The 24,518-nt window shown below is 64.0% G+C and carries 22 protein-coding genes; 16 read left to right on the forward strand and 6 right to left on the reverse strand.

Annotated elements, in window-relative coordinates:
- Window positions 1-73: 73 nt before the first annotated feature.
- Together IVB01_RS17950 and IVB01_RS17955 are read right to left on the reverse strand one after the other, a co-directional pair.
- Window positions 74-1,900 (reverse strand): IlvD/Edd family dehydratase, encoded by a 1,827-nt coding sequence (locus tag IVB01_RS17950; protein WP_247276913.1) that lies wholly within the window; start codon window positions 1,898-1,900, stop codon window positions 74-76.
- 122 nt (window positions 1,901-2,022) lie between these two features.
- On the reverse strand, window positions 2,023-3,123 hold the full coding sequence (locus tag IVB01_RS17955) for a LacI family DNA-binding transcriptional regulator (RefSeq protein ID WP_247276914.1): 1,101 nt from the start codon (window positions 3,121-3,123) through the stop codon (window positions 2,023-2,025).
- A gap of 201 nt (window positions 3,124-3,324) precedes the next feature.
- Here IVB01_RS17955 and ugpC point away from each other — a divergent pair, with 201 nt between their 5' ends.
- The 14 genes from ugpC to IVB01_RS18025 all read left to right on the forward strand — a co-directional run bounded on the left by ugpC (window position 3,325) and on the right by IVB01_RS18025 (window position 16,402).
- Entirely contained in the window at window positions 3,325-4,392 is a 1,068-nt protein-coding gene (gene ugpC, locus IVB01_RS17960; protein ID WP_247276915.1) for a sn-glycerol-3-phosphate ABC transporter ATP-binding protein UgpC, read from the forward strand.
- A 42-nt stretch (window positions 4,393-4,434) separates the two neighbouring features.
- A complete protein-coding gene (locus IVB01_RS17965; protein WP_247276916.1) occupies window positions 4,435-5,754 on the forward strand; it encodes an ABC transporter substrate-binding protein in 1,320 nt (439 codons plus the stop codon).
- A 64-nt stretch (window positions 5,755-5,818) separates the two neighbouring features.
- On the forward strand, window positions 5,819-6,772 hold the full coding sequence (locus IVB01_RS17970; protein WP_247276917.1) for a sugar ABC transporter permease: 954 nt from the start codon (window positions 5,819-5,821) through the stop codon (window positions 6,770-6,772).
- Entirely contained in the window at window positions 6,765-7,700 is a 936-nt protein-coding gene (locus IVB01_RS17975) for a carbohydrate ABC transporter permease (protein WP_247276918.1), read from the forward strand. The genes IVB01_RS17970 and IVB01_RS17975 overlap by 8 nt, the downstream gene beginning before the upstream one ends.
- Window positions 7,701-7,764: 64 nt before the next feature.
- Window positions 7,765-8,751, forward strand: coding sequence for a D-erythronate dehydrogenase (gene denD, locus IVB01_RS17980; protein ID WP_247276919.1), 987 nt, complete (start codon window positions 7,765-7,767; stop codon window positions 8,749-8,751).
- 23 nt (window positions 8,752-8,774) lie between these two features.
- Window positions 8,775-9,761, forward strand: coding sequence for a sugar kinase (locus IVB01_RS17985; RefSeq protein ID WP_247276978.1), 987 nt, complete (start codon window positions 8,775-8,777; stop codon window positions 9,759-9,761).
- Between the two features lie 16 nt (window positions 9,762-9,777).
- Window positions 9,778-10,428: a bifunctional 4-hydroxy-2-oxoglutarate aldolase/2-dehydro-3-deoxy-phosphogluconate aldolase gene (gene eda / locus IVB01_RS17990; RefSeq protein ID WP_247276920.1), complete on the forward strand. Its 651-nt coding sequence runs from the start codon at window positions 9,778-9,780 to the stop codon at window positions 10,426-10,428.
- A gap of 59 nt (window positions 10,429-10,487) precedes the next feature.
- Window positions 10,488-11,657, forward strand: a complete 1,170-nt coding sequence (locus IVB01_RS17995) for an acetyl-CoA acetyltransferase (RefSeq protein WP_247276921.1) — start codon at window positions 10,488-10,490, stop codon at window positions 11,655-11,657.
- 121 nt (window positions 11,658-11,778) lie between these two features.
- Window positions 11,779-11,985: a hypothetical protein gene (locus IVB01_RS18000; protein WP_247276922.1), complete on the forward strand. Its 207-nt coding sequence runs from the start codon at window positions 11,779-11,781 to the stop codon at window positions 11,983-11,985.
- Between the two features lie 122 nt (window positions 11,986-12,107).
- On the forward strand, window positions 12,108-13,307 hold the full coding sequence (locus tag IVB01_RS18005) for a CoA transferase (protein ID WP_247276923.1): 1,200 nt from the start codon (window positions 12,108-12,110) through the stop codon (window positions 13,305-13,307).
- Between the two features lie 129 nt (window positions 13,308-13,436).
- Window positions 13,437-14,573 carry a thiolase family protein gene (locus IVB01_RS18010; protein ID WP_247276924.1) on the forward strand — a complete coding sequence of 379 codons (1,137 nt, stop codon included), beginning with the start codon at window positions 13,437-13,439 and terminating at the stop codon, window positions 14,571-14,573.
- Window positions 14,570-14,929: an OB-fold domain-containing protein gene (locus IVB01_RS18015; RefSeq protein ID WP_247276925.1), complete on the forward strand. Its 360-nt coding sequence runs from the start codon at window positions 14,570-14,572 to the stop codon at window positions 14,927-14,929. Before IVB01_RS18010 ends, IVB01_RS18015 begins: the two co-directional genes overlap by 4 nt.
- A gap of 617 nt (window positions 14,930-15,546) precedes the next feature.
- A complete protein-coding gene (locus IVB01_RS18020) occupies window positions 15,547-16,074 on the forward strand; it encodes a carboxymuconolactone decarboxylase family protein (RefSeq protein WP_247276926.1) in 528 nt (175 codons plus the stop codon).
- A 25-nt stretch (window positions 16,075-16,099) separates the two neighbouring features.
- Window positions 16,100-16,402 (forward strand): nucleoside triphosphate pyrophosphohydrolase family protein, encoded by a 303-nt coding sequence (locus IVB01_RS18025; RefSeq protein ID WP_247276979.1) that lies wholly within the window; start codon window positions 16,100-16,102, stop codon window positions 16,400-16,402.
- A 54-nt stretch (window positions 16,403-16,456) separates the two neighbouring features.
- On the opposite strand, the gene glsA is transcribed toward IVB01_RS18025, so the two are convergent.
- The 4 genes from glsA to IVB01_RS18045 form a co-directional block, all read right to left on the reverse strand.
- Complete coding sequence (gene glsA / locus IVB01_RS18030) at window positions 16,457-18,304, reverse strand: glutaminase A (RefSeq protein ID WP_247276927.1); 1,848 nt, start codon at window positions 18,302-18,304, stop codon at window positions 16,457-16,459.
- 21 nt (window positions 18,305-18,325) lie between these two features.
- Window positions 18,326-20,401: a TRAP transporter permease gene (locus IVB01_RS18035; RefSeq protein WP_247276928.1), complete on the reverse strand. Its 2,076-nt coding sequence runs from the start codon at window positions 20,399-20,401 to the stop codon at window positions 18,326-18,328.
- 9 nt (window positions 20,402-20,410) lie between these two features.
- On the reverse strand, window positions 20,411-21,577 hold the full coding sequence (locus tag IVB01_RS18040; RefSeq protein ID WP_247449219.1) for a TAXI family TRAP transporter solute-binding subunit: 1,167 nt from the start codon (window positions 21,575-21,577) through the stop codon (window positions 20,411-20,413).
- Window positions 21,578-21,722: 145 nt separating this feature from the next.
- Complete coding sequence (locus IVB01_RS18045; protein WP_247276930.1) at window positions 21,723-21,944, reverse strand: biotin/lipoyl-containing protein; 222 nt, start codon at window positions 21,942-21,944, stop codon at window positions 21,723-21,725.
- Between the two features lie 94 nt (window positions 21,945-22,038).
- Here IVB01_RS18045 and IVB01_RS18050 point away from each other — a divergent pair, with 94 nt between their 5' ends.
- Together IVB01_RS18050 and IVB01_RS18055 are read left to right on the forward strand one after the other, a co-directional pair.
- Window positions 22,039-23,013, forward strand: coding sequence for a helix-turn-helix domain-containing protein (locus IVB01_RS18050; RefSeq protein ID WP_247276931.1), 975 nt, complete (start codon window positions 22,039-22,041; stop codon window positions 23,011-23,013).
- Window positions 22,943-24,502: a carboxyl transferase domain-containing protein gene (locus tag IVB01_RS18055; protein ID WP_247276932.1), complete on the forward strand. Its 1,560-nt coding sequence runs from the start codon at window positions 22,943-22,945 to the stop codon at window positions 24,500-24,502. Before IVB01_RS18050 ends, IVB01_RS18055 begins: the two co-directional genes overlap by 71 nt.
- The last annotated feature ends 16 nt before the right edge of the window (window positions 24,503-24,518 follow it).

Consider the following 24,518-nt stretch of genomic DNA (forward strand, 5'->3'; position numbering starts at 1 on the left):
CGAAGCAATCCAGGCCATCTCCGTGGAGATATCTCTGGATTGCTTCGCTTCGCTCGCAATGACGGTGTGGCTGCTAGTGGTTATCTCTTGCCACGCCAAAGGTGCCGGCGACGTTCTGATAGCGCGTGGCGAGCTCCATGCAGGCGCCGGTCGATTGTTGGCCGACCGTATTGCGATAGATCTCCTGCCACGGCGTCTGGTTCGGCGGATGCTTGAAGCCGCCGCTGGCCTTGAGCTCGGCATGGCGCTTCTTCAGTTCCTCCTCCGAGATCAGGATGTTGGCGCTGCCCTTGTTGAGGTCGATGCGCACCTTGTCGCCGGTTTTGAGGATGGCGAGCCCGCCATTGGCCGCCGCTTCCGGCGAGGCGTTCAGGATCGAGGGCGAACCCGAGGTGCCGGACTGGCGGCCGTCGCCGATGCAGGGCAGGGACAGGATGCCGCGTTTGATCAATGCTGCCGGGGGCTGCATGTTCACGACCTCGGCGCCGCCGGGGTAGCCGATCGGCCCGGTGCCGCGGATGAACAGCACGCAGCGCTCGTCGATGTCGAGCGAGGGATCGTCGATGCGCTCGTGATAATCCTCGGGCCCCTCGAACACGATGGCGCGGCCTTCGAAGGCGTTGAGGTCCTTGGGGTTGCTGAGATAGCGGTCGCGAAACTCCTTGGAGATCACGCTGGTCTTCATGATCGCGGAATCGAACAGATTGCCCTTTAGGACCAGGAAGCCGGCGTCCTTCACCAGCGGCTTGTCGTAGGTCCAGATCACGTCCTTGTCAGGCGCCGGTGCGTTCCTACAGTTCTCGCCGATGCCGCGGCCATTGACTGTCACTGCGTCCTCATGGATGCGCTTGTGCTTCATCAGCTCGCGCACCACAGCCGGAACGCCGCCGGCGCGGTGGAACTCCTCGCCGAGATAGAAGCCGGCCGGCTGCATGTTGACCAGCAGCGGCACGTCGTGGCCGAATTTCTGCCAGTCGTCGATCGAGAGCTCGACGCCGATGTGGCGGGCCAGCGCGTTGATGTGGATCGGCGCGTTGGTCGAGCCACCGATCGCCGAATTGATGACGATGCAGTTCTCGAACGCCTTGCGGGTCAGGATGTCCGAGGGTTTCAGATCCTCCCAGACCATCTCGACGATGCGCTTGCCCGTCTCATAGGCGATCTGGCCGCGCTCGCGGTAGGGGGCGGGAATCGCCGCGCAGCCCGGCAGCGAGAAGCCGAGCGCTTCGGCGAGCCCGTTCATGGTCGAGGCGGTGCCCATGGTGTTGCAATGGCCGACCGAGGGCGCCGAGGAGGCCACGATTTCCATGAACTCTTCATAGTCGATCTCGCCGGCGGCGAGCCGCTCGCGCGACTTCCAGACGATGGTGCCGGAGCCGGTGCGCTCGCCGGCATGCCAGCCGTTCAGCATCGGGCCGCCCGACAGCACGATCGCGGGCAGGTTGACGGTCGCCGCGGCCATCATGCAGGCCGGCGTCGTCTTGTCGCAGCCGGTGGTCAGCACCACGCCGTCGAGGGGATAGCCGTAGAGGATCTCGACCAGGCCGAGATAAGCGAGATTGCGGTCGAGCGCCGCGGTCGGACGTTTGCCGGTCTCCTGGATCGGATGGGTCGGGAATTCCATCGCAATGCCACCGGCCTCGCGGATGCCCTCGCGGACGCGATGGGCCAGCTCGATATGATGGCGGTTGCAGGGTGAAAGATCATTGCCGGTTTGCGCGATGCCGATGATCGGCTTACCGGATTGAAGTTCGGCGCGGGTGAGGCCGTAGTTCAAATAGCGCTCCATATAGAGCGCGGTCATGCCCGGATTGTGTGGGTTGTTGAACCATTCCTGCGAGCGAAGGTGGCGGCGAGCGCCGTTGCCGGCAGCGTGCCCATTGGTTGGCTTTTTTGTCATTGGTCTCTCCTGCAATGCAAACGCACTGGCGTCCGTCTCAATCTGTCGGCTGGTGCGATGCCCAGCGGCGCGAGCGATGGTCTGCCGGCCCGCTGGCGGGTCATTTCCTCACAAGTACGATACTAATCTTGGCTACTTGGTAACGCTACCATTTTGTTGGCGGCGCCGGCTCCGGAAGCGGCTGGTCGATTGTCCGAACGCCGCGACAACGAGCTTTGACGCTCGATCACCTTGAAGCCGAGGTCGAGCACCGGTTGCTCGGGCCGCCGTCCATCGATCGCGTCGATCAGCATGGTCGCGGCCGTTTTCCCCATCTCGTAGCGATTGGTGCGCACGCTGCTGAGGGTGGGGACGGCTGAGGCCATGAATTCGAGGTCGTTGAATCCGACGATCGCGATCTGCTCCGGGACGGCGATCTCCCGGCGCCGGCATTCAAACAGGACGCCGAGCGCGAGGTCGTCATTGGCACAGAACACCGCATCGATGCCGGGGTCCCGCGCGAGCAGGTCGGTGAACAGGGCGCCGCCGAGCGTCACCGATGTCGGCGTCGCCGTCGTCACGACGAGCCGCTGCTCGAACAGGGCGGCGTCCTTCATGGCCGAGACATATCCATCGAGCCGCCGCTGCACCCGCGGATCCATCCGCGCGCCGATGAAGCCGACCTTGCGGTGACCCTGCGCGAACAGGTGGGCAACTGCCGCGCGCGCAGCATCATGGTGCGAAAAGCCGATCATCATGTCGACCGGATTGGGGCCGATCTCCATGATCTGCACGATCGGGCAGTCGGCAGCCTCCAGCATCGCGCGCGATTCTGTGGTCTGGTCGATGCCCGTGACGATCAGCCCGGCCGGCTTCTGCGCCAGAAACAGGCGCAGCAGCTTCTCCTCCTGGAGGATGCTGTAGCGGGTGTTGGACAGCTGGATCGAGTAACGGCTGCCTTCGGAGGCGTCATAGATGCCGCGCAGCACGTCGGAGAACACGTTATTGGTGAGGGATGGGATCAATACACCGATCACCTCGGTGCGTTGCGAGGCCAGCGCGCGTGCAGCAAGGTTCGGCACATAGCCGAGCTCCTTGGCGGCGCTCTCGACCCGCGTCCGCTTGGCAACCGACAGTGCTTCCGGATTGCGGAAGAAGCGGGACGCCGTGATCGGGCTGACGCCGGCAAGCTCGGCGACTTCCGCCAGCCGGATTTTGCCTGACTTGGTGCGTTTTCGACCCATTGCTGCTCTTAACACAGTCACGGTCGCAAACAAAGGAACGTTGACAGCGCTACCAGCAACGACTAACCAAAGACAAATTGCCAAAACCGCACAAACTGCCGACAATGTTGCCCGCTATGATCGGGCCTGGTTCGGTAAAGTCTGAAAAAGCAAGACGGTCGCGGCGCGAAGGGCGTCGTCGACTTTCGAGGAGGGAGCTAGATGTCGTCTGTGCAAATCCGCGACGTGCGGAAATCGTTCGGCAATTTTGAAGTCCTGCACGGCGTGACCATTCCGATCGAAGACGGCCAGTTCGTCGTTCTGGTCGGCCCCTCCGGCTGCGGCAAGTCGACGCTTCTGCGCATGCTCGCCGGTCTCGAGAACATCACCTCCGGCACGATCTCGATCGGCGACCGCGTCGTCAACAATGTCCAGCCCAAGGAGCGGGACATTGCGATGGTGTTCCAGAACTACGCGCTCTATCCGCACATGACGGTGGCCGAGAACATGGGCTTCTCATTGAAGCTGCGGAATGCCAGCTCGGACGAGATCAACAAGCGCGTCAAGCGCGCCGCCGAGATCCTGGCGCTGTCGCCGCTGCTCGATCGCTATCCGCGCCAGCTCTCGGGCGGCCAGCGTCAGCGCGTCGCCATGGGCCGCGCCATCGTGCGCGATCCGCAGGTGTTCCTGTTCGACGAACCCTTGTCGAACCTGGACGCCAAGCTGCGCGTCGCCATGCGCACCGAGATCAAGGAGCTGCACCAGCGGCTGAAGACGACGACCGTCTACGTCACCCACGACCAGATCGAGGCCATGACCATGGCCGACAAGATCGTCGTCATGCATGACGGCATCGTCGAGCAGATGGGCACGCCGCTCGAGCTCTACGACAAGCCCGACAACCAATTCGTCGCCGGCTTCATCGGCTCGCCCGCCATGAACTTTCTCAAAGGTCATGTGCGCGTCAACGGCGTTGCTACCTTCGAGGGACCGAACGGTGTCAAGCTGCCGCTCAAGACTGCGCCGACGGCGTCCGACGGCCGTCCTGCCGTCTATGGCGTGCGGCCTGAGCATTTCACCATCGCCGATGACGGCGCCGAGGCGGAGATCATCGTGGTCGAGCCGACCGGCTCGGAGACGCAGGTGTTCGCCAAGGTCGGCGGCGAGCAGGTCGTCGCGGTCTTCCGCGAGCGCCACCAGTTCAACCCGGGCGACAAGGTGCGGCTGAAGCCCGACCCGTCGCTGGTGCATTTGTTCGACGAGGCCACAGGCAAGCGCCTGAACGCCTAGCGTAAGACGTAAGACAAGAAAAAGCATCACAGGGAGGACGATATGCAAGACTTTACCCGCCGGACTCTGCTTCAAGGCGGAACGGCTCTGGCTGCGACCGGCATGCTGACTGGGCCGGCACTGTTCGATTTCGCCAAGGCCTGGGCGCAGAGCGCGCCCTGGAAGGCGGAGCCCGGTGCCAAGCTGACCGTGATGCGGTGGAAGCGCTTCGTGCCGCAGGAGGACGATGCGTTCAACGCGATGGTTGCGGCGTTCAAGGCTGCGACCGGCACCGAGATGAACGTATTCAGCGAATCCTTCGAGGACGTGCAGCCGAAGGCATCGGTTGCGGCCAATACCGGCTCAGGGCTCGATCTCGCCTGGGGCTTGCACACGCTGCCGCAGCTGTTCCCCACCAAAGTGCTGAAGATGAACGACGTCGCCGACTATCTCGGCAAGAAGTATGGCGGCTGGACCGATGCGGCCGCCAAGACTTGCAAGCTCGGCGACGATTGGCTCGGCATTCCCGTGGCGACCAACGGCGGTTACATGACCTACCGCAAGTCGGCGATCGACAAGGCGGGCTTCAAGGAGTTTCCGACGGACTTCCCCGGCTTCCTCGAAATGTGCAAGGCGCTGAAGGCGAACAACACGCCGGCCGGCTTCGCCCTCGGGCATGCCTCGGGCGACGGCAATTCGTGGCTGCATTGGGTGCTGTGGGGGCACGGGGCCTACACCGTCGATCAGAACGACAAGATCATCATCAATTCGCCGGAGACGGCGAAGGCGCTGGAATATTGCAAGGCGCTGTACGAGAACTTCATCCCGGGCACCCCGTCCTGGAACGATTCCTCCAACAACAAGGCGTTCCTTGCCGGCGAGCTCTATTGCACGGCGAACGGCATCTCGATCTACGTGGCCGCCAAGACCGATGCGACCAAGAAAGAGCTTGCCGCCGATACCTATCATGCCCTCTGGCCGGTTGGTCCGGTCGGCAAGCCGACCGAGCTGCAGCTGGCGCTGCCGATCCTCGCCTTCAACTTCACCAAATATCCGAATGCGGCGAAGGCGTTCGTCGCCTTCATGCTGGAGAAGGAGAACTACGAGAAGTGGCTGGATGGCGCGCAAGGTTATCTGACCCAGACCTTGAACGCCTATGAGTCGGCACCGATCTGGACGGCGGATCCGAAGAACGCCGTGTTCTCGCAGGCCTCCAAGCGCACGCTGCCGGCGTCCGGCATCGGCACGGTCGGCGAGAAGGCGGCGACGGCGATCGCCGATTTCATCGTCGTCGACATGTTCGCCAATTACTGCACCGGCGCCAAGGATGCGAAGGGCGCGATGGCGGAAGCCGAGCGCCAGCTGAAGCGCATCTATCGCTGAGGGTCACGGAGCGGGCGGCCGTCCGGCCGCCCGCTCGTCAACATTTCGATCAGGGATATCGGGCATGGCTGATGTCGCAATTCCCCGGGCCAAGCCTCAGATGAGCGAGGCTAGCGCCTGGACCCAGCTCAAACACAATCGAAATTGGCTCGGCTTCTGGTTCATGGTGCCGGCCATGGCGTTCCTGATCTTCTTCCTGGCCTATCCGCTGGGGCTCGGCATCTGGCTGTCCTTCACGGACACGCGTATCGGAAGGGTCGGGCACTTCATCGGCACCGAGAACTACGAGTGGCTCTGGGACGATTCGATCTTCTGGCTCTCGGTGTTCAATACGCTGCTCTACACCTTTGTCGCCAGCGCTCTCAAATTCGCGGTCGGACTCTATCTGGCGCTGCTGCTCAACGAGCACATGCCCTTCAAGGCGATGCTGCGCGCGATGGTGCTCATCCCCTTCATCGTTCCGACCGTGCTCTCGGCACTCGCCTTTTGGTGGATCTTCGACTCGCAATTCTCGATCATCTCCTGGTCGCTGAAGCATCTCGGCCTGATCAGCCAGAACATCAATTTCCTGGGCGACACGACCTGGGCGCGTATTTGCGTGATCTTCGCCAATATCTGGCGCGGCGTGCCGTTCGTGGCGATCACGCTGCTCGCTGGCCTGCAGACCGTCTCGCCGTCGCTCTATGAAGCAGCAACGCTCGACGGTGCCACGCGTTGGCAGAATTTCCGGTACATCACCTATCCGCTGCTGACGCCGATCATCGCTGTCGTGATGACCTTCTCCGTGCTCTTCACCTTCACCGACTTCCAGCTGATCTGGGCGATGACTCGCGGCGGCCCGGTCAACGCCACCCACCTGATGGCAACCTTGTCCTATCAGCGCGCGATCATCGCCGGGCAACTGGGCGAGGGGGCCGCGATCTCAAGCGCCATGATTCCATTCCTGCTCGCTGCGATCATGGTTTCCTGGTTCGGCTTGCAGCGTCGCAAGTGGCAGCAAGGGGAAAGCAATGACTGATCTCCCCACCTCGCGGATCGATCTCAAGGCCGTGCTGCATGGCTCGGCGCCGACAGTCGCGAAGGATGATCACAGCGAAGGCATGAGCTATCTGCAGTCGGTGCCGCGCCGGCTGGTGACGCTCTATCTGCCGCTTGCGATCATCGTCGTCGTCCTCCTGTTCCCGTTCTACTGGATGGCGCTGACCTCGGTGAAGCCCGACGAGCAGCTGCTTGATCTTGACAAGTACAATCCGTTCTGGACCTGGAACCCGACGTTCAAGCACTTCCACAAGCTGCTGTTCGAGAGCTACTATCCGTACTGGCTCTGGAACACGATGTACGTGGCGATCTGCGCCACGGTGCTCTCGATCATCGCATCGGTGTTCGCGGCCTACGCGATCGTGCGGTTGCGCTACAAGGGTGCCAATCTCGTCGGGGGGCTGATCTTCCTCGCCTATCTCGTGCCGCCGTCGATCCTGTTCATTCCGCTCGCCACCGTCGTGTATCAGTACGGCCTTTTCGACTCGCCGCTGGCGCTGATCCTGACCTATCCGACGATACTGATCCCGTTCTCGACCTGGCTGTTGATGGGCTATTTCAAGACCATCCCATTCGAGCTCGAGGAATGCGCGCTGATCGACGGAGCGAGCCGCTGGCAGATCCTGATCAAGATCGTCGTGCCGCTCGCAATCCCCGGCCTGATCTCGGCCTTCATCTTCTGTTTCACGCTGTGCTGGAATGAGTTCATTTACGCCCTGACGTTCCTGCAGTCGACCAGCAACAAGACGGTGCCGGTCGCGATCGTCAACGAGTTCGTCGATGGTGACATCTACCGCTGGGGTTCGCTGATGGCGGGAGCATTGGCCGGCTCGCTGCCGCTCGTCATCCTTTACGCCTTCTTCGTGGAGCATTATGTGTCGGCGATGACCGGCGCCGTGAAGGAATGATCGCGGGGCTTGCCGAGGACGCGTTGGGAGCGGCGCGCTCCGGCCAATAAGAAGGAGTAGGCTCTTGCACATTCTGGTTCTGGGCGCCGCCGGTATGGTCGGCCGCAAACTCTGTGAACGGCTGCTGCGCGACGGCCGGCTCGGCAAGAGCGACATCACGAAATTGACCATGCACGACGTGGTCGAGCCGAAGAAGCCGGAGCGGGCCGGCTTCCCCGTCGAGACCGTGTCCGGCGATTTCGCCGTGCCGGGCGCAGCCGAGAAGCTGATCGCCGGCCGTCCCGATGTGATCTTCCATCTTGCCGCGATCGTCTCCGGCGAAGCCGAGCTCGACTTCGAGAAGGGCTACCGCATCAATCTCGACGGCACGCGGATGCTGCTCGATGCCATCCGCCTCGTCGGCGGTGGCTACAAGCCGCGCGTGGTGTTCACGTCCTCGATCGCGGTGTTCGGCGCGCCGTTCCCCGATGCGATCGGCGACGAATTCTTCCACACGCCGCTGCTCAGCTACGGCACCCAGAAGGCGATCGGCGAACTCCTGCTCGCCGACTATTCGCGCCGCGGTTTCCTCGACGGCATCGGCATCCGCCTGCCGACCATCTGCATCCGCCCGGGCCTGCCGAACAAGGCGGCATCGGGCTTCTTCTCCAACATCCTGCGCGAGCCGCTCGCCGGCAAGGAAGCGATCCTCCCGGTGTCCGAGGACGTCCGTCACTGGCACGCGACGCCACGCTCCGCGGTCGGCTTCCTGCTCCACGCCGGCACCATGGATCTCGCCACGGTCGGCCCACGCCGCAATCTGACCATGCCGGGCCTGTCCGCGACAGTCGGCGAGCAGATCGCGGCCTTGAAGCGCGTTGCGGGCGAGAAGGTCGCCGCGCGCATCAAGCGCGAGCCCGATCCCTTCATCGTCGGCATCGTCGGCGGCTGGCCGCGCAATTTCGATGCGAAGCGCGCGCGCGAGCTCGGCTTCACCACCGCCGAGAAGAATTTCGACGACATCATCCGCATTCACATCGAAGACGAGCTCGGCGGCAATTTCGTCGCCTGATCGCGCACTGAGCGGGTCATATGATGGCGAGCGTTGCTTGCATCGGCGAATGCATGGTCGAGCTCCGGCAGGCCCAGGGCGGACATTCGACCGGATCGTCCGCGGCGCAAGGGCAGGGCGGCGGCCTGTACTCGCGCGGCTTCGGCGGCGACACCCTGAACACGGCGGTGTACTTGGCGCGGCTCGAGGTGAAGGTCGACTATCTCACCGCGCTCGGCGATGATGCCCTAAGCGATGAGATGGTCGCAGCCTGGACTACCGAGGGCGTCGGTACGCGGCGCGTCGTGCGGTTGCCGGGCAAGCTGCCCGGTCTCTACATGATCCAGCTGGATGCAAAGGGCGAGCGCCAGTTCTTCCACTGGCGCGATAGCGCGGCGGCGCGGCAGCTGATGAATTTGCCGGAGACCGACGAGCTGCTCAACTCGCTGATGAGCTACGACATCGTCTATCTCTCCGCGATCACGCTCTCGATCTACGACGCGCCCGGACGCGAGCGCCTGTTCGCGGCGATCAAGCGCGCGCGCCTGCTCGGCACCCGCTTCGTGTTCGACACCAATTTTCGCGCGCGCGGCTGGCCGGGCCGCGATGTCGCGCGCGAGGTGTTTGCCACGGCCTTCGCGGCCGCCGACATCGTGCTGACCTCGATCGAGGACCTGCTCGCGCTCTACCCTGGCGAAAGCCACGAGCAGCTGATCGCCCGCATCCCTGCTCCGGAGCTGGTATTCCGCCTCGCCGAGCCGGTGAGCCTCCTGCGCTTTCCCGGCGGCACCAACGAGGTCCGCGCCGAGCCCATGACCAAGCCGGTGGTGGACACCACGGCCGCCGGCGACAGCTTTGCCGCGGCCTATATCGCCGCCCGGCTCGCCGGCTCGGAGCCGGTCGAGGCCGCCCAGGCCGGGCATCGCCTCGCCAGCCTCGTGATCTGCTATCCTGGCGCCATCATTCCGGGCTATGCCATGCCGCCGAAGAAGCGGCACCGGCCGGCGGCCTCTCGCCAGGCGACCAAGTGAAGAAGCGACCACAACGATGACCACGAGTGCCCAACAGAATCACCTTGTCGCGCTGTTCAAGGCGGCGACCGTCATTCCCGTCCTCACCATCGAGCGTATCCAGGATGCGGTGCCGCTGGCGCGTGCGCTGGTTGCCGGCGGCGTCCGCACGCTGGAGGTGACCCTGCGCACTCCTGTTGCGATCGAGGCAGCGAGGGCGATGATGTCTGAGGTCCCCGAGGCGCTCGTCGGCATTGGCACAATTCTCAATCCGGCCGACTTCACCCGCGTCGAGAAGCTCGGCGTCAAGTTCGGCATCAGCCCGGGTTTGACCCCCGACCTCCTGAAGGCCGCTGCCGACAGCGCCCTGCCGTTCGCGCCGGGCATCGCGACCGCCTCCGAGCTGATGATGGCGCTGGCCCATGGCTTCGACGTCGCCAAATTCTTCCCGGCCGAGCAGGCCGGCGGCATCAAGGGCCTTCGCGCCCTCGGCGGGCCGTTCCCGAGCGTGCGGTTCTGCCCCACCGGCGGCATCAGTGAGGCCAATGCGGCGACCTGGCTTGCCGAGCCCAACGTGGTCGCTGTTGGCGGTTCCTGGTTGTGCCCGACGGCCGAAATCCGGGCGGGGAACTGGGCCGGCATAACTGCCATCTGCCAGCGCACCCTCAAGGCCCTGAAAGCCGCGTGAAGTCTTGCTATCCCTGGGCTAAGACTTAGCTCAGGAAGAGGCCCCAGGGAGAAATGACCATGACCGCCAGCATCGTCGGATGGGCGCATACGCCGTTCGGCAAGTTCGATACCGAAACCGTTGAAAGCCTCGTCACGCGCGTCGCCAACGAGGCGCTGGCGGATGCCGGCATTTCGGCTGGCGATGTCGACGAGATCGTGCTCGGCCATTTCAACGCCGGCTTCTCGCCGCAGGATTTCACCGCCTCGCTGGTGCTCCAGGCCGACCCGAAGCTGCGCTTCAAGCCGGCGACCCGCGTCGAGAACGCCTGCGCAACCGGCTCGGCCGCCGTGCACCAGGCCTTGCGCGCGATTGCCGCAGGCGCCGCCAAGATCGTGCTGGTCGTCGGCGTCGAGCAGATGACGCGCACGCCGGGGCCCGAGATCGGCAAGAACCTGCTCAAGGCGTCTTACCTGCCCGAGGACGGCGACACGGTCGGCGGCTTCGCCGGCGTGTTCGGCAAGATTGCCAGCTCCTATTTCCAGACATACGGCGACCAGTCGGATGCGCTGGCGCTGATCGCGGCCAAGAACCACAAGAACGGCGTCGCCAACCCCTTCGCCCAGATGCGCAAGGATTTTGGCTTCGACTTCTGCCGCGCCGAGAGCGAGAAGAACCCCTATGTCGCCGGTCCCCTGAAGCGCACCGACTGCTCGCTGGTCTCCGACGGCGCCGCCGCGCTGGTGCTGGCCGATGCCGAGACCGCCAAGACCATGAGCAAGTCGATCGGCTTCCGCGCCACCGCTCACGCCCAGGACTTCCTGCCGATGAGCAAGCGCGACATCCTCCAGTTCGAGGGCTGCACCGTCGCCTGGCAGCGCGCGTTGGAAAAGGCGGGCGTGACGCTCTCCGATCTCTCCTTCGTCGAGACTCATGACTGTTTCACGGTCGCCGAGCTGATCGAGTACGAAGCGATGGGCCTGACGCCGAAGGGGCAGGGTGCTCGCGCGATCAAGGAGGGCTGGACGCTGAAGGACGGCAAGCTGCCGGTCAATCCGTCCGGCGGCCTGAAGGCCAAGGGCCATCCGATCGGGGCCACCGGCGTCTCCATGCATGTAATGACCGCGATGCAGCTCGCGGGACAGGCGCCCGAGGGCATGCAGCTCAAGAACCCAAAACTCGGCGGGATCTTCAACATGGGCGGTGCGGCGGTCGCCAATTACGTTTCCGTGCTGGAGCCGTTGAAGTAAGCTCAGTTCTGAAGGTGGGCAAAGGCGCCTACGCCCACCTGCTTTCTTGCGCTAGATGATGGTGGGCATGCTACGCTTTGCCCACCCTACGGCTCCTGATTGACTTTGCGGGAAATGCATCATGAGCAATGACTACGAAGACTCGCTGTCGATGGACGCACTGAACCATCGCATCGCGATCCTCGAGGACAATATCCGCCAGCTCATCGAGCAGGCCGCTGCCGCCTCGGGTGAGCAGAACGAGTCGCGGATCGCCGACCGCATCAATCAGCAGAACGACGAACTCGACCGTCTCATCAAGATCCGCGAATCCCGCCAGAAAAAATAGCGGGCGATATCGCCGCGGATGCATGCCGCCATACGCCGGTTGCCCTTGCGCGAGCGACGGCGCTGCCGTTAGCTGAACCGACATCGCAGGGCGTTTGAGCCCTGGGCAATGGGGAGCAAGCGATGGGGCCGCTGAAGGGCATCAAGGTCATCGACATGACCACCGTGCTGATGGGGCCTTATGCAACCCAGATGCTCGGCGACTACGGCGCCGACGTCGTCAAGGTGGAATCGCTCGACGGGGACGTCACCCGGCTGATCGGCCCGATGCGGCACGCCGGCATGGGCCCGGTGTTCCTCAACACCAACCGCAGCAAGCGCTCGATCTGCCTCGATCTGAAGAAGCCTGCGGGGCGCGATGCCGTGCTGCGGTTGCTTCGGGGCGCCGACGTTCTCGTCTACAATGTCCGGCCGCAGGCGATGGCGCGGCTTCAGCTCGGCTACGATGTCGTTTCCGAGATCAATCCACGTCTCGTCTATGCCGGCGTTTTCGGCTTCGGCCAGGACGGGCCCTATGCCGCAAAACCCGCCTATGACGATCTGATTCAGGGAGCGACCGGGCTGCCGGCGCTGATGGCGCAGACCGGCGACGGCGTCCCGCGCTACGTGCCCAACGCGCTGGTCGATCGCATCGTCGGCCTCACCGCGGTGGGCGCGATCTGCGCCAGCCTCGTGCATCGCGACCGCACCGGCCGCGGCCAGCGCGTTGACATCCCGATGTTTGAAACCATGGCCGGGTTCGTCATGGGCGATCACATGGGCGGGCTCACCTATGAGCCGCCGCTCGACAAGGGCGGCTACGCCCGCCATCTCTCGCGCGACCGTAGGCCTTACAAGACTTCAGACGGCTATCTCAGCGTCATCGTCTACAACGACAAGCAGTGGGAGAACTTCTTTGACGCGACGGGGCGCGCCGATCTACGCGCCGATCCTAAATTCGCAACCTTCGCCGGCCGCGCTGCCAATATCGACGTCGTCTATGCCGAGCTCGCGCGCATTTTTGAGACGCGCAGCACGGCCGAATGGATCGACCTGCTGACCAAGGCCGACGTGCCGGTGATGCCGATGCACGACCTCGCATCGATCCTGCACGATCCACATCTGGAAGCGACGAATTTCTTCCCGGTCGTGAACCATCCGACCGAGGGGCCGATCCGCAGCATGAAGGTGACGGCCACCTGGTCGGAGACCGAGGCGGTGCCGGTTCGGCTCGCGCCGCGGCTCAACGAGCATGGCGCGGAAATTTTGCGCGAGATCGGTTATTCCGCCGACGAGATCGCTGCCATGATCCGCGATGGCGTCACCGGATCGGCGCCGGAGTAGGGAAACGACGATGACCACGGCTCTCTCATCCGTCATTCCGGGGCTCGCGAAGCGAGAACCCGGAACCTCGAGCTTCCGGGTTCGGCCCTTCGGATCGCCCCGGAATAACGAAGAGGAAAAGTGAGACCCATGAGCTTCATCACCGGCGTCGGCCTCACGCCTTACGGCAAGCACGAAGGTGCATCCTCGCTCGACCTGATGAGCAAGGCTGCGCAAGCTGCGCTCGACGATGCCGGGCTGAAGCGCGCCGAGATCGACGGCATCCTCTGCGGCTACTCCACCGTCTCGCCGCACATCATGCTAGCGACCGTCTTCGCCGAGCATTTTGGCATCCGCCCCGCTTACGCCCACGCCGTTCAGGTTGGCGGCGCCACGGGTCTCGCGATGACGATGCTCGCACATCACCTCGTCGAGGCGGGCCTCGCGCGCCACGTGCTCGTGGTCGCCGGCGAGAACCGCCTTACGGGCCAGAGCCGCGACGCCTCGATCCAGGCGCTGGCGCAGGTCGGCCATCCCGATTACGAGGTGCCGCTTGGCCCGACCATTCCCGCCTATTATGGGCTGGTCGCCACCCGCTATATGCACGAATACAGCGTGACCGAAGAGGATCTCGCCGAGTTCGCGGTGCTGATGCGTAAGCATGCGTGCACCCATCCTGGCGCGCAATTCCATGATCCCATCACGGTCGCCGACGTTATGGCCTCGAAACCGGTGGCGATGCCGCTGAAGCTGCTCGACTGCTGTCCGGTGTCCGACGGCGGCGCTGCATTCATCGTTAGCGGCGAGCGGACCGGGGAGGCGGGCGTGCGCATCCGTGGCTGCGCGCAGGCCCACACCCATCAGCATGTCACGGCCGCACCCGGCCTCAGCGAACTCGGCGCGGAAATATCGATCGCGCGCGCCAAGGAGGCGACGGGCCTTGCGATCTCGGACGTGCGCTACGCCGCCATCTACGACAGCTTTACGATCACGCTCGCGATGCTGCTGGAGGACCTCGGCCTCGCCGGCCGCGGCGAGGCTGCGGCCCGTGTACGATCAGGCCATTTCAACCGTGATGGCGCGATGCCGCTGAACACCCATGGCGGCCTGCTCAGCTATGGCCATTGCGGCGTCGGGGGCGCCATGGCGCATCTGGTCGAGACGCATCTGCAGATGACGGGACGGGCGGCGAATCGGCAGGTGCGCGATGCCTCAATCGCGCTCTTGCACGGCGACGGCGGCGTGCTGTCGTCCCATGTAAGCATGTTCCTGGAGCGGGTGCGATGAGCGAGCGTCTGGGCGATTGGACCAAGGGCGAACAGGCTATCACCTATCAAACCTGCGCCGCCTGCCGCCATGTGCAGTATTTCCACCGCGCCTTCTGCGCCGCTTGCGGCGTGTCCGATCCGCACGAAGAGCGCGCCAGCGGCAAGGGCAGGGTCTACGCGATCTCGCTGGTCTGCCGCGCTGCGACGCCGGAGACGCGCGCGCACGTGCCCTACAACATCCTGCTGGTCGATTGCGATGAGGGTTTTCGCCTGATGGCGCACGGCGAGACCGGGCTGGCCATCGGCGATTCTGTCACCGCGAGCTTCAGGCTCTTTGCCGGAAAGCTCGTGCCGTTCTTCACCAAAGAGGCGTGAGAGAGAAGCGGGATTCGTCATTCGGGGGCGGTCCAAAGGACCGGGCCTGGAACGGGATTCTGGGCCTGGCGCTGTGCGAGGCGCCACCCCGGAATGACGAAAACTCTAAACCTCCAACTAAAGCGCGATGAGATTAGGATAAATCGTCATCGCGCCTTAGGTTATTGTTTGAGCATGATCTCCGCGAAAACGCGTTCCGCGCTTGTCGCGAGGGAAAACCGCTACAATTTTCCGGATCATGCTCTAACGCCCGTAGAACAAGATGCTGGCGATGACGAGCATGGCCGTCACGGCCAGCATATGCGCGAGCGCTCCCGAGGCCGCCCCCTTGGTGGCTTCCTTCATGCCTTTTTCTCCCTAGACTTGGGCGTGACTCATCGTTGCGCGGCTTGCGCACCCGACGGCCAATTGTTTTACTCGGAACACCCCACTTACGAGTATCCGCCGCGATCTGTCCCCACGCGGCGAATATCGACTGTGTCAAGGTTGATCAGCAATGCGGCGGCAATTTGACTCGATGATGTTGCTCCTGCGTCAGCGCAAGAATAGAGTTTCGGGGAGCTCTCGCCGGCAACGACAAAAAGCATCAAAATCTCCGAGAAGACTTCAGGAAAATCATGGCCCGCATCAATTACAGCGACCCGTCCAAGGCCTCCGACCGCACCCGCGAAATCCTCGACAAGAATCGCAACGCCAACATTTTCCGCATGATGGCGCACTCACCGAGCTATTTCGAGCAGTATTGCCGCTTGGGAGGCGCCATCCGCCACAAAGGTGAGCTCGATCCGGTGGTGCGCGAGCTTGCAATCACACGCACCGGCATTCTGTGCGAGGCGCCCTACGAGATCGTAGCGCACAAGCGCATCGGCAAGAATGTCGGGGTCACCGACGAGCAGAACGAGGCGCTTGAGAATTGGCAGGCCGCGAGTTGCTTCAACGAGGTGCAGCGCGCCGCGCTCGCGTTCACCGACGAGATCGTGAAATCGAACAAACCGACGGACGCGACCTTCAAGGCGATCGCGTCGAAGCTGACACCGGCCGCGCTGATCGAGCTCCAGCTCTCGGTCGGCTTCTACATCATGACATCAAAGTTTTTGGAAACCTTCGAGATCGATCTTCAGCCGGTCACGGAAGTGGTGGGCTGATCCTTAGGAGCGGCGAGGGATGCCGATGACGATCGATGAATATGCGGCTTGGGCCGCGCGCATTGGGAAAGTCGAAGAGCATCCGTCCAACGAGCGGCTGTCCTATCTCGGCCTCGGCCTTGCCGGCGAAGCCGGCGAGGTCGCCGATCACATCAAGAAGCTGCTCCGCGACGGCTGGCTGGATCAGGCGGGTCTCGTCGATGAACTCGGCGATGTCGTCTACTACTGGGCTTGCCTGTGTGCGGCCACAGGCCAGCAGCCATCCGACGTGCTCAAGGCGAGCGCAGCCAGGATCAACCGGCGCCTAAGCGAGGCCGCGAGCCGCTGAGCCGGTTCGGATCACCTCTCCCCGTCGCGGAGAGGTGAAGAACCGCGCCCAGCGCTACGTCGACGTCAAAATATCCACCTTCGCGTTCGCCACGATCAGGCGGTCGGCCAATAGCTGCGCCAGATTGCGCATGATGCGCTCGCTGGCGTGCGGGTGCTGCTCGCGGAAGCGCTCGAAATCCTTCAAGGCCACCTCGAACGCGGTCGCCGCCATGTCGGCGAATACGTCGGCGGACCGCGTTGCTTCCAGCAGCGCCATCTCACCAAAGGCCATGCCTGCGGTGAGCGTTGCCAGCCTGACGCCATCGGGCAGCGTGACGTGGACCGCGCCGCTGCGGAGGAAGAACACGGCATCGGCGGGATCGCCGGTCGTGACGATTTTGGCGCCGGACGGATAAGTCCTGACGGTGCAGATTGCGGCGAGATCGCTCAGCTCGTCCTCGCTCAGCCCCGCGAGCAGCGGCTGCTCGGTAAGCTCGGTGGTCTCGTGGAAGTCGATCGAGCCGCCATAGCGGTAGACGATCTGGTCTTCGGCCCATTCGATCGCGGTGTCGAGCAGGTAGAAGTCGCGGACGTTCTTCAGCTCCGCCGTCCATTCCCGCAAGCTGTCCCATTCCTTGGAGGCGCGCCTGACGCCCGACAGCACCACCGTGACGTTGAGTGCGGCGAGCTCTTCGAACGTTTCGGCGATTAGCCGCGCTCCGGCGCGCGTAGTGGAGGGGACGCGATGCAGATCGAAGATCACGAATTGCGGCCGCGGACGGCCTGCAAGCCGGCGCGAGACGTAGTCGACGGCCGACAGCGACAGTGTTCCGACCAGCTCGATGACCCGCACCTCCTGCTCATGCGCGGAAAGAATCTCGCGCTCCTGGGGCCGGCGCACGCGTCGCGACGGGCTCCTGCCGATGTCGTAATCAGCGATGACGGCGTTGCGTGCGTCGTCGCTGCGGTTGAGCATGTGCAGATCGTAATGCGAGGACAGCGCCTCGCAAACCTTGATGCCGCGCACGCTGTTGCCGTGCTTGTCGAGCTTGGGCGAATAGCTGCCGAGGCCGAGCCGGGCAGGGAGTGCGGCGAGGATGCCGCCGCCGACACCGCTTTTGGCGGGAATGCCGATCCGGTAGATCCATTCGCCGGCATAATCGTACATGCCCGAGGAGGTCATCACGGAGAGCGTACGCGAGATTGCGTAGGGCGTCAGCACCTGCTCGCCGGTGACCGGATTGATGCCGCGATTGGCGAGCGTGGCCGCCATCACCGCGATGTCGCGCGCCGTGACCAGAACGGCGCATTGCCGGAAATAGACGTCGAGCACGGCCGCGACGTTGTCGGAGATCACGGCGTTGGTCTTGAGGAGGTAGCCGATGGCCCGGTTGCGGTCGCCGGTCTGGCTTTCCGAAGCATAGACGGCCTCATCGAGAGCGAGATCGCGTCCGGCGAAACGGCTGAGCGCAAGGCGGATCTGCTCGAAAGCGCCCGCGCCCTTGCTGTCGTAGATCAGCCCCGTGCAGGCGATTGCGCCGGCATTGACCATCGGGTTGAACGGATGGTTCTCCGAATTGAGCCGGATCGAGTTGAAGGGATCGCCGGAAGGTTCGACGCCGATCGCGCTTTCGACCTTGCCTGCTCCCAAAAGGTCCAGCGCCAGCGCGAACACGAACGGTTTTGACATCGACTGGATGGTGAAGGGCACCCGGCTGTCGCCGACTTCGTAGACATGCCCGTCCAGCGTCGCGAGGCTGATGCCGAAATGGGCAGGGTCGGCCTTGCCCAGCTCGGGGATGTAGTCGGCAACGCTGCCTGAGGTGTCGGCAGAGAATTCGTTGAGGCAATTGTTCAGAAACCGCAGCAAGGGCGGTTTCGAGCGGGTCCAGGCGGAGGCGGCGGGCGAGTGCGGCTTCATCGCCTCACTTGTGCAACGCAATCAGGGCGCGCGCAACCCGTCCGGCACGATGGTATGCCGGCGAACCAGGAGAAGCGCGAGCAAAGTCGTGGGCACGAGGATCGCAAGGCCAAGCAGCGTCACCTGCATCTGCGACAGCGGCATGATCCCGCCGCCGGGCGTCGCGACCACGAAGCCGCCGATCACCAGCAGGACACGGATCGGCCATTCCAGCGCGCCGGCGCCGCGAAGGTCGCCGACGAAGGGCTGGTAGCCCTGGATGCCGCCGCAGATGAACAGCGTGCCGAACGCGGCAAGCCCCATCAGGCCGAGGCCGGCGAGGTATGGGCTTGGCCCTTGCAGCACCAGCGCCGGATTGAGCACGAAGAAGAAGGGGATGAAGTAAATGATGCTGCCGACCCACATCGATTCCCACCCGGTCTTCATCGCCGGCGAGCCGGCGATGCCTGCGGCCGCGAACGAGGCGATGGCGACCGGCGGCGTGATCGACGACAGCATGCCCCAATAGAAGATGAACATGTGCACGGCCATGCGATTGAGCCCGAGCTTCTCCAGCGCGGGCGCGACCAGGATGGCGAGGAAGATGTAGCAGGCCGTCGTCGTCAGGCCGAGGCCGAGGATCAGGCTGGTGAGCGCGCACATGCCGAGCAGCAGGAAAGCATTGTCGCCGGCAATGTGCAGGAGGTCGTTGGCAAGGCTCGACACCACACCGGTCATCGAGAACGCGCCGATCAGCAGGCCGCAGCCGGCGAGGATGCCGACCAGCTCGACGAAGGTGCGGCCGTTGATCTCGAGGAACTTGCCGATGGTCGCAAACGTCCAGCGCGTGTCCTTGGAGAAGAATTGGTTGAGCACCAGCAGTAGCGCGGTGGCGTAAAACGGCGCGTGGCTCTCGCGCTTGAAGTAGAGCAGCATCACGATCAAAAGTGCGATGACGAAGACGTAATACCAGCCCTCCCTGATCGTATCCATGATGCGGGGCAGCTCGGCGCGCGGAATCCCCTTCAGCCCGTGGCGCGCGGCGTAGGCGTCGACCTGCATGAACAGGCCGATGTAGTAGAGCGTCGCCGGAATGATCGCGGCGATCGCGACATCGGCGTAGCTGACATTAAGGAACTGCGCGATCACGAAGGCGGTCGCGCCCATTACCGGCGGCGCCAGCACCGCGCCGGTCGAGGCGCAGGCCTCGATCGCACCGGCATAGGACGCGCGAAAACCGCTCTTCTTCATGACAGGAATGGTCATGGTGCCGGCGGTGAGCACGTTGGAGATGATGGAGCCCGACATCATGCCGAGGAGGCCGCTGGCAAAGATGCAGACTTTCGCCGCCCCGCCGCGGAAGGTGCCGCACAGTGCGAAGGCGAGATTGATGAAGAACTTTCCGGCCCCCGTCATCATCAGCGCCGTGCCGAACACCAGGAAGCCGATCACGGTGTCGGCGAAAGCCTGAATGGGAATGCCGAGCAGGCTCTCGCCGGAGAGCACGTGGTAGGCGGTTGCTTGCTCGAGCGTCGATTGTGTGCCGCGGAACGGGCCGAGCCAGCCGGCCTCGGCGAACAGCGGATAGACGGTGAAGGGCAGGACGCTCAGCAGCAGGCTCCAGCCGCCGGTGCGGCGCAGCGCCTCCATCAGCATCACCCACATCACGAGGCCCGCCGCGATCACGCCGTTAGGCGCGCCGCCGAACTCCCAGCCGGCCTCAGCCGCCTTGCGTACGTTCGACATTAGCATCAGCGCCGCCGCGAAGGTCGCGACGAACAAGACGAGATCGTACCAGGGAATCCGGTCGAGCGGCGCGCGTTCAGTCCCAGGGAAGATCAAGAAGGTGAACGGCAGCATCAACGCTATCAGAAGATAGAAGTATTCGGTGTTGAGCTGGGTGTAGCCGACGAAGAAGCGCAGCGAGAATTGCTGGTTGATGCAGAGCAGGATGGTTGCCGCCGTCGCGACCACCAACGTCCAGCGCCAGGCGCCGCGCAACGTGCGCACGCGCGTGACCTCCGCCTCCTGCATGTTGGCGGCGGCGCCGTGCGGATCGTCGAACACGATCCGCTTGGCCTCGTCCTGCGGGCCGGTGGAGACTGAAGTAGAAGACATGATCCTGTTCTAATCCTCGAAGCCGTTCGGCATGTCGGCCTTAGCGAGCGCAGCGGCGCGGGCCTTCATCCAGCCGTCGAGGAACGCCTTGTCATCCGATGGCGGATTGGATTTGCCGTACTCCGCCCACGCTGCGCCAAGCACCTCTTGCCGGTTGATCAGCTTGTTATTGTGCGCTTCCTGCGCGTCGGTCCACTGTCCGGCTTCCTTCAGCGCCTTCACCGCGCCGGGATGCACCGGCACCACCCAGTTCTTGGTTTGCCGGTCGGCGGCAAGCCCGCCGGCGCCCGGCGCGGAATCCTTGTAGGCGTCGTAGTTCACGATCATCGCCTTCGTGATCGCATAGACCTGATCGGCCGGTTGCGAGGCATAGGCGACGAAGATCGGATAGGGATAGTTGCCGAGCTCGACCGGCTTGTCCGGCGAGATGCCGGCGCCGCAGGTCGCAAGCTGCGGGAAGAAGAACGAGCCGACCTTCTGCATCCGCGCCCAGCCCTCCTTGTCCTTGGCGGGGAGCGGCGGCCAGATCAGCCCGCGCGGCGAAGTCTCGGCTTCCTTGGCAGGACCGGTGATGGTGGTGCCAAAGGCAGCATCGACGTCGTTGTTGATCAGGCCTTTCCACATCGCGCCGTAGCTGGCGAACTCGACCACCTTGACATCCTTCTGCGTCAGCCCCGCGAAGGCGAGCACTGCGAGCGAGTTCTGGTTCAGCGCCGGCGAGCCGACGACGAAGCCGACACGCTTGCCCCTGAGATCTTTCAGCTCCTTCACGCCGGTGTCGGCGGCGACGGCGAGCGAGCCGCAATTGCAGTCGACGGTTGAGAGCAGGATCTGGAGCGGCTGCGGTCCCCATTCCTTCGATCCGAACTCGAATACGCCTTCCTGCGCGAAATAGGTGCCAGATCCCATCGCCGCGGAGGCCGCACGCTTGGCGCGGAGCGGCGCGAGGCGGGCGACGTCGTTGCCGGCGGGGAGCACGCGCACGTCGGTGCCGTATTTGTCCTTCATCATCTTGCCGACGCCGACTGCTATGTTGAAGCCGGCAGTGCCGGTGTCATAGGCGGTGAACGTCAATGTCGCCGGCAGCTTGATGTCCTCGGCGAACGCATAGCGTGTAGACGCAAAAGAAATGCCCGCCACCAAGGCAGGCGCGAGCACGAGCAGCCCACGAAGCATGTTTCCCTCCTTCATCCTCGCGTTTGCCGCGAAGAAACTTTTTGCTTGAATCGGATCATGTCACCGGGATCAGGCGATGGCAACGCCGTCTCGCGAATGCCGCAATGAGACTGACAGATTGTCGCGGAAGTGACGGATTATGCAGTCAGCTCGCGACAATCGCGATCGCCTGTCCCTCGGCAACGACGTCGTCGAGCTTCACCAGCAGCGATGTGATCGTGCCGCTCGCGGGCGATGGCACCGGTATCTCCATCTTCATGGCTTCGACCACCACAACGTCATCGCCATCCGCGACGGTTCCTCCAACTTGCACGGGAGTCGCGCAGACACGGCCCGCGACTTCGGTAACGATTTTAATTTCTGGCATGCCATCGCCTTTTTGTTGTCGTCGCAAAATGCCTGAGGTAGCGTCGTCTGCAAGTGGAATTTAATTCCGCACAGCGGAACAAACGGTAGGGATCATGGGACGACGTTCGGAGCGGTTGAGTAGGCAAGGTGCGCTCGCCGGCGATGCCGGTGAGGGTGATGTCATCCAGGTGGTATCGCGCGCGTTCGACGTGCTGCGATGCTTCGAGGGCCACGATAGCAGGCTCGGCAATCTCGAGATTTCAAATCGCTGCGGCCTGCCGCGCTCGACGGTGTCGCGGCTCACGCACACGCTGACCCGCATGGGTCAGCTTGTGTATCTGCCGCGCGACCAGAAGTATCGCATCGGCCCGAGCGCGGTGGCGATGAGCGCTTCGATGATGAAGGGCGCGCAGCTGCGCAGCATGATCCGCCAGCGGCTTCAGGAAGTCGCCGAGCAGGTTCCGGGCACGGTCGGCTTCGTCGTTCCCGATCGTTTCCATCTCGTCTATCTCCAGTTCGCGCGCTCAGCGACCGCACTCGGCCTGCACGAGGGCACCGGCAGCCGCATCTCGATGGCTTCGACCGCCGCGGGCGCGGCCTACACTGCGGCGCTCGCGCCCGAGATGGGCGACACCTTCATTGCGGACATGGAGCGGGAAGCGCCCGAGGCTGCGAAGATTCTCAAACCCCGCATCGAGGCCAACCGGCAATCGCTGCGCGAGCGCGGCTATGTCGTAGCCTGCGGCCTCTGGAGCCCGCACATCAACGGACTCGCTGTGCCGATCTGGTCGCCGCAGTATCAGACCTTCGTGGTCGTCACGATCGGTCTTTTGGCCGCAATGTATGACGAGCAACGGCTGCATGACGAAGTCGCCCCGTTGATGCTCGCGCTCGGCCGCTCGCTCGGCAGCCTGATGGAAGGCGCGGAGGGCGATGCCTTCAACAACCGTATCTCGCGTAGACCGGTCGCCATAGCCGTGCATAACAAGAACAAGCCGATCAACTCGGAGGGAGTGAATGAACTGGAAGCCGGAACTCGACGAGCTAGCCCGGCGCGAAGCCTTCGCGCGGGAGATGGGCGGCGTTGACAAGGTCAAGCGACAGCATGACCAGGGCCGGCTGACTGTTCGGGAGCGAATCGGCGGACTGATCGACAAAGGCAGCTTTCACGAAATCGGTGCGGTCTCCGGCATCGGTGAGTACGATTCCAGCGGCGAGTTGCAGAAGCTGACGCCGGCGAACTGCGTGTTCGGTCGCGCACGCGTCGACGGCCGCACCGTGGTCGTGGTCGGCGACGATTTCACGGTGCGCGGCGGCTCGGCGGACGCGTCGATCTCGGCCAAGCCGCTGATGGCGGAGGAAATGGCGCACGACTTCCGGCTGCCCATTATCCGCATCATCGAAGGCTCCGGCGGCGGCGGCTCGGTCAAGACCATCGAGACCAAGGGCGCGGCCAATCTGCCGGGCGGCATCGGTGGCACGCGGTGGTATCGCTTCACGACGGAGAATTTGTCGCGCGTACCGGTCGTCGCGCTCGGCCTCGGGTCGGTCGCGGGGCTCGGTGCTGCGCGTCTCGCCGCCAGCCACTATTCCATCATGACCCGAAAGTCCGCGATGTTCGTTGCGGGCCCACCGGTGGTGAAGGCGCTGGGGCAGGACCTCTCGAAGGAAGAACTTGGCGGCGCCGACATCCAGACTCGCGCCGGTGCGGTCGATCATGCGGTCGAGACCGAGGAGGAGGCGTTTGCCTGCGCGCGGCGCTTCCTGTCCTATCTGCCGTCCTCGGTGTACGAGCTGCCGCCGACCTTGCCGTGCACCGACGATCCGGAACGCGCCGAGGAAGCGCTGCTGAACGCGGTGCCGCGCAACCGCAAGCAGGTCTATAAGATGCGCCCGATCATCGACGCCGTCGTCGACACGGGCTCGTTCTTCGAGGTCGCAAAGAACTTCGGTAAGCCTGTTATCGTCGGTCTTGCCCGGCTCGAGGGTAGGGCGGTGCTGCTGCTCGCCAGCGACAGTTTTCACTATGGCGGCTCCTGGACGGCGGATGCCTGCCAGAAGGTGGTGCGCTGGGTCGACTTCGCCGAGACCTTCCACCTGCCGATCGTCTATCTCATGGACTGCCCGGGCTTCATGATCGGCCTCGACGCGGAGAAGGCGGCCACCATCCGCCACGGCGTCCGCGCCATGGCCGCAGTCAACCAGACCACCGTGCCCTGGTGCACAATGATCCTGCGCAACGCCTTCGGCGTGGCCGGCGTCGTGCATCAGCCCGCCGATCGTTTCTCGATCCGCTACGCCTGGCCGTCCGCCTATTGGGGTTCGCTCCCGCTCGAGGGCGGCATCGAAGCCGCCTACCGCGCCGATATCGACGCGGTCGAGGACAAGGCCGCGAAGCTGAAGGAGATCGAGGAGCGCCTCAACAAACTGCGTTCGCCGTTCCGCTCTGCCGAAAAATTCTGGATCGAGGAGATCATCGATCCCAGAAAGACGCGGTCGCTGCTGTGCGAGTTCGCGCGCCTCGCCGAGCCGCTGCGCAAGCCAGGGCCGCCGGAGAACTTTTCGATCAGGCCGTGACGTTCAGCCATCGTCG

It is taken from the genome of Bradyrhizobium sp. 164 (genome assembly GCF_023073715.1).
Taxonomy (GTDB): domain Bacteria; phylum Pseudomonadota; class Alphaproteobacteria; order Rhizobiales; family Xanthobacteraceae; genus Bradyrhizobium.

Coding starts and splice junctions, on each gene's coding strand:
- IVB01_RS17950 (WP_247276913.1), bottom strand. CDS start 1,900: ATGACAAAAAAGCCAACCAATGGGCACGCTGCCGGCAACGGCGCTCGC.
- IVB01_RS17955 (WP_247276914.1), bottom strand. CDS start 3,123: ATGGGTCGAAAACGCACCAAGTCAGGCAAAATCCGGCTGGCGGAAGTC.
- ugpC (WP_247276915.1), top strand. CDS start 3,325: ATGTCGTCTGTGCAAATCCGCGACGTGCGGAAATCGTTCGGCAATTTT.
- IVB01_RS17965 (WP_247276916.1), top strand. CDS start 4,435: ATGCAAGACTTTACCCGCCGGACTCTGCTTCAAGGCGGAACGGCTCTG.
- IVB01_RS17970 (WP_247276917.1), top strand. CDS start 5,819: ATGGCTGATGTCGCAATTCCCCGGGCCAAGCCTCAGATGAGCGAGGCT.
- IVB01_RS17975 (WP_247276918.1), top strand. CDS start 6,765: ATGACTGATCTCCCCACCTCGCGGATCGATCTCAAGGCCGTGCTGCAT.
- IVB01_RS17985 (WP_247276978.1), top strand. CDS start 8,775: ATGGCGAGCGTTGCTTGCATCGGCGAATGCATGGTCGAGCTCCGGCAG.
- eda (WP_247276920.1), top strand. CDS start 9,778: ATGACCACGAGTGCCCAACAGAATCACCTTGTCGCGCTGTTCAAGGCG.
- IVB01_RS17995 (WP_247276921.1), top strand. CDS start 10,488: ATGACCGCCAGCATCGTCGGATGGGCGCATACGCCGTTCGGCAAGTTC.
- IVB01_RS18000 (WP_247276922.1), top strand. CDS start 11,779: ATGAGCAATGACTACGAAGACTCGCTGTCGATGGACGCACTGAACCAT.
- IVB01_RS18005 (WP_247276923.1), top strand. CDS start 12,108: ATGGGGCCGCTGAAGGGCATCAAGGTCATCGACATGACCACCGTGCTG.
- IVB01_RS18010 (WP_247276924.1), top strand. CDS start 13,437: ATGAGCTTCATCACCGGCGTCGGCCTCACGCCTTACGGCAAGCACGAA.
- IVB01_RS18015 (WP_247276925.1), top strand. CDS start 14,570: ATGAGCGAGCGTCTGGGCGATTGGACCAAGGGCGAACAGGCTATCACC.
- IVB01_RS18020 (WP_247276926.1), top strand. CDS start 15,547: ATGGCCCGCATCAATTACAGCGACCCGTCCAAGGCCTCCGACCGCACC.
- IVB01_RS18025 (WP_247276979.1), top strand. CDS start 16,100: ATGACGATCGATGAATATGCGGCTTGGGCCGCGCGCATTGGGAAAGTC.
- glsA (WP_247276927.1), bottom strand. CDS start 18,304: ATGAAGCCGCACTCGCCCGCCGCCTCCGCCTGGACCCGCTCGAAACCG.
- IVB01_RS18035 (WP_247276928.1), bottom strand. CDS start 20,401: ATGTCTTCTACTTCAGTCTCCACCGGCCCGCAGGACGAGGCCAAGCGG.
- IVB01_RS18040 (WP_247449219.1), bottom strand. CDS start 21,577: ATGCTTCGTGGGCTGCTCGTGCTCGCGCCTGCCTTGGTGGCGGGCATT.
- IVB01_RS18045 (WP_247276930.1), bottom strand. CDS start 21,944: ATGCCAGAAATTAAAATCGTTACCGAAGTCGCGGGCCGTGTCTGCGCG.
- IVB01_RS18050 (WP_247276931.1), top strand. CDS start 22,039: ATGGGACGACGTTCGGAGCGGTTGAGTAGGCAAGGTGCGCTCGCCGGC.
- IVB01_RS18055 (WP_247276932.1), top strand. CDS start 22,943: ATGAACTGGAAGCCGGAACTCGACGAGCTAGCCCGGCGCGAAGCCTTC.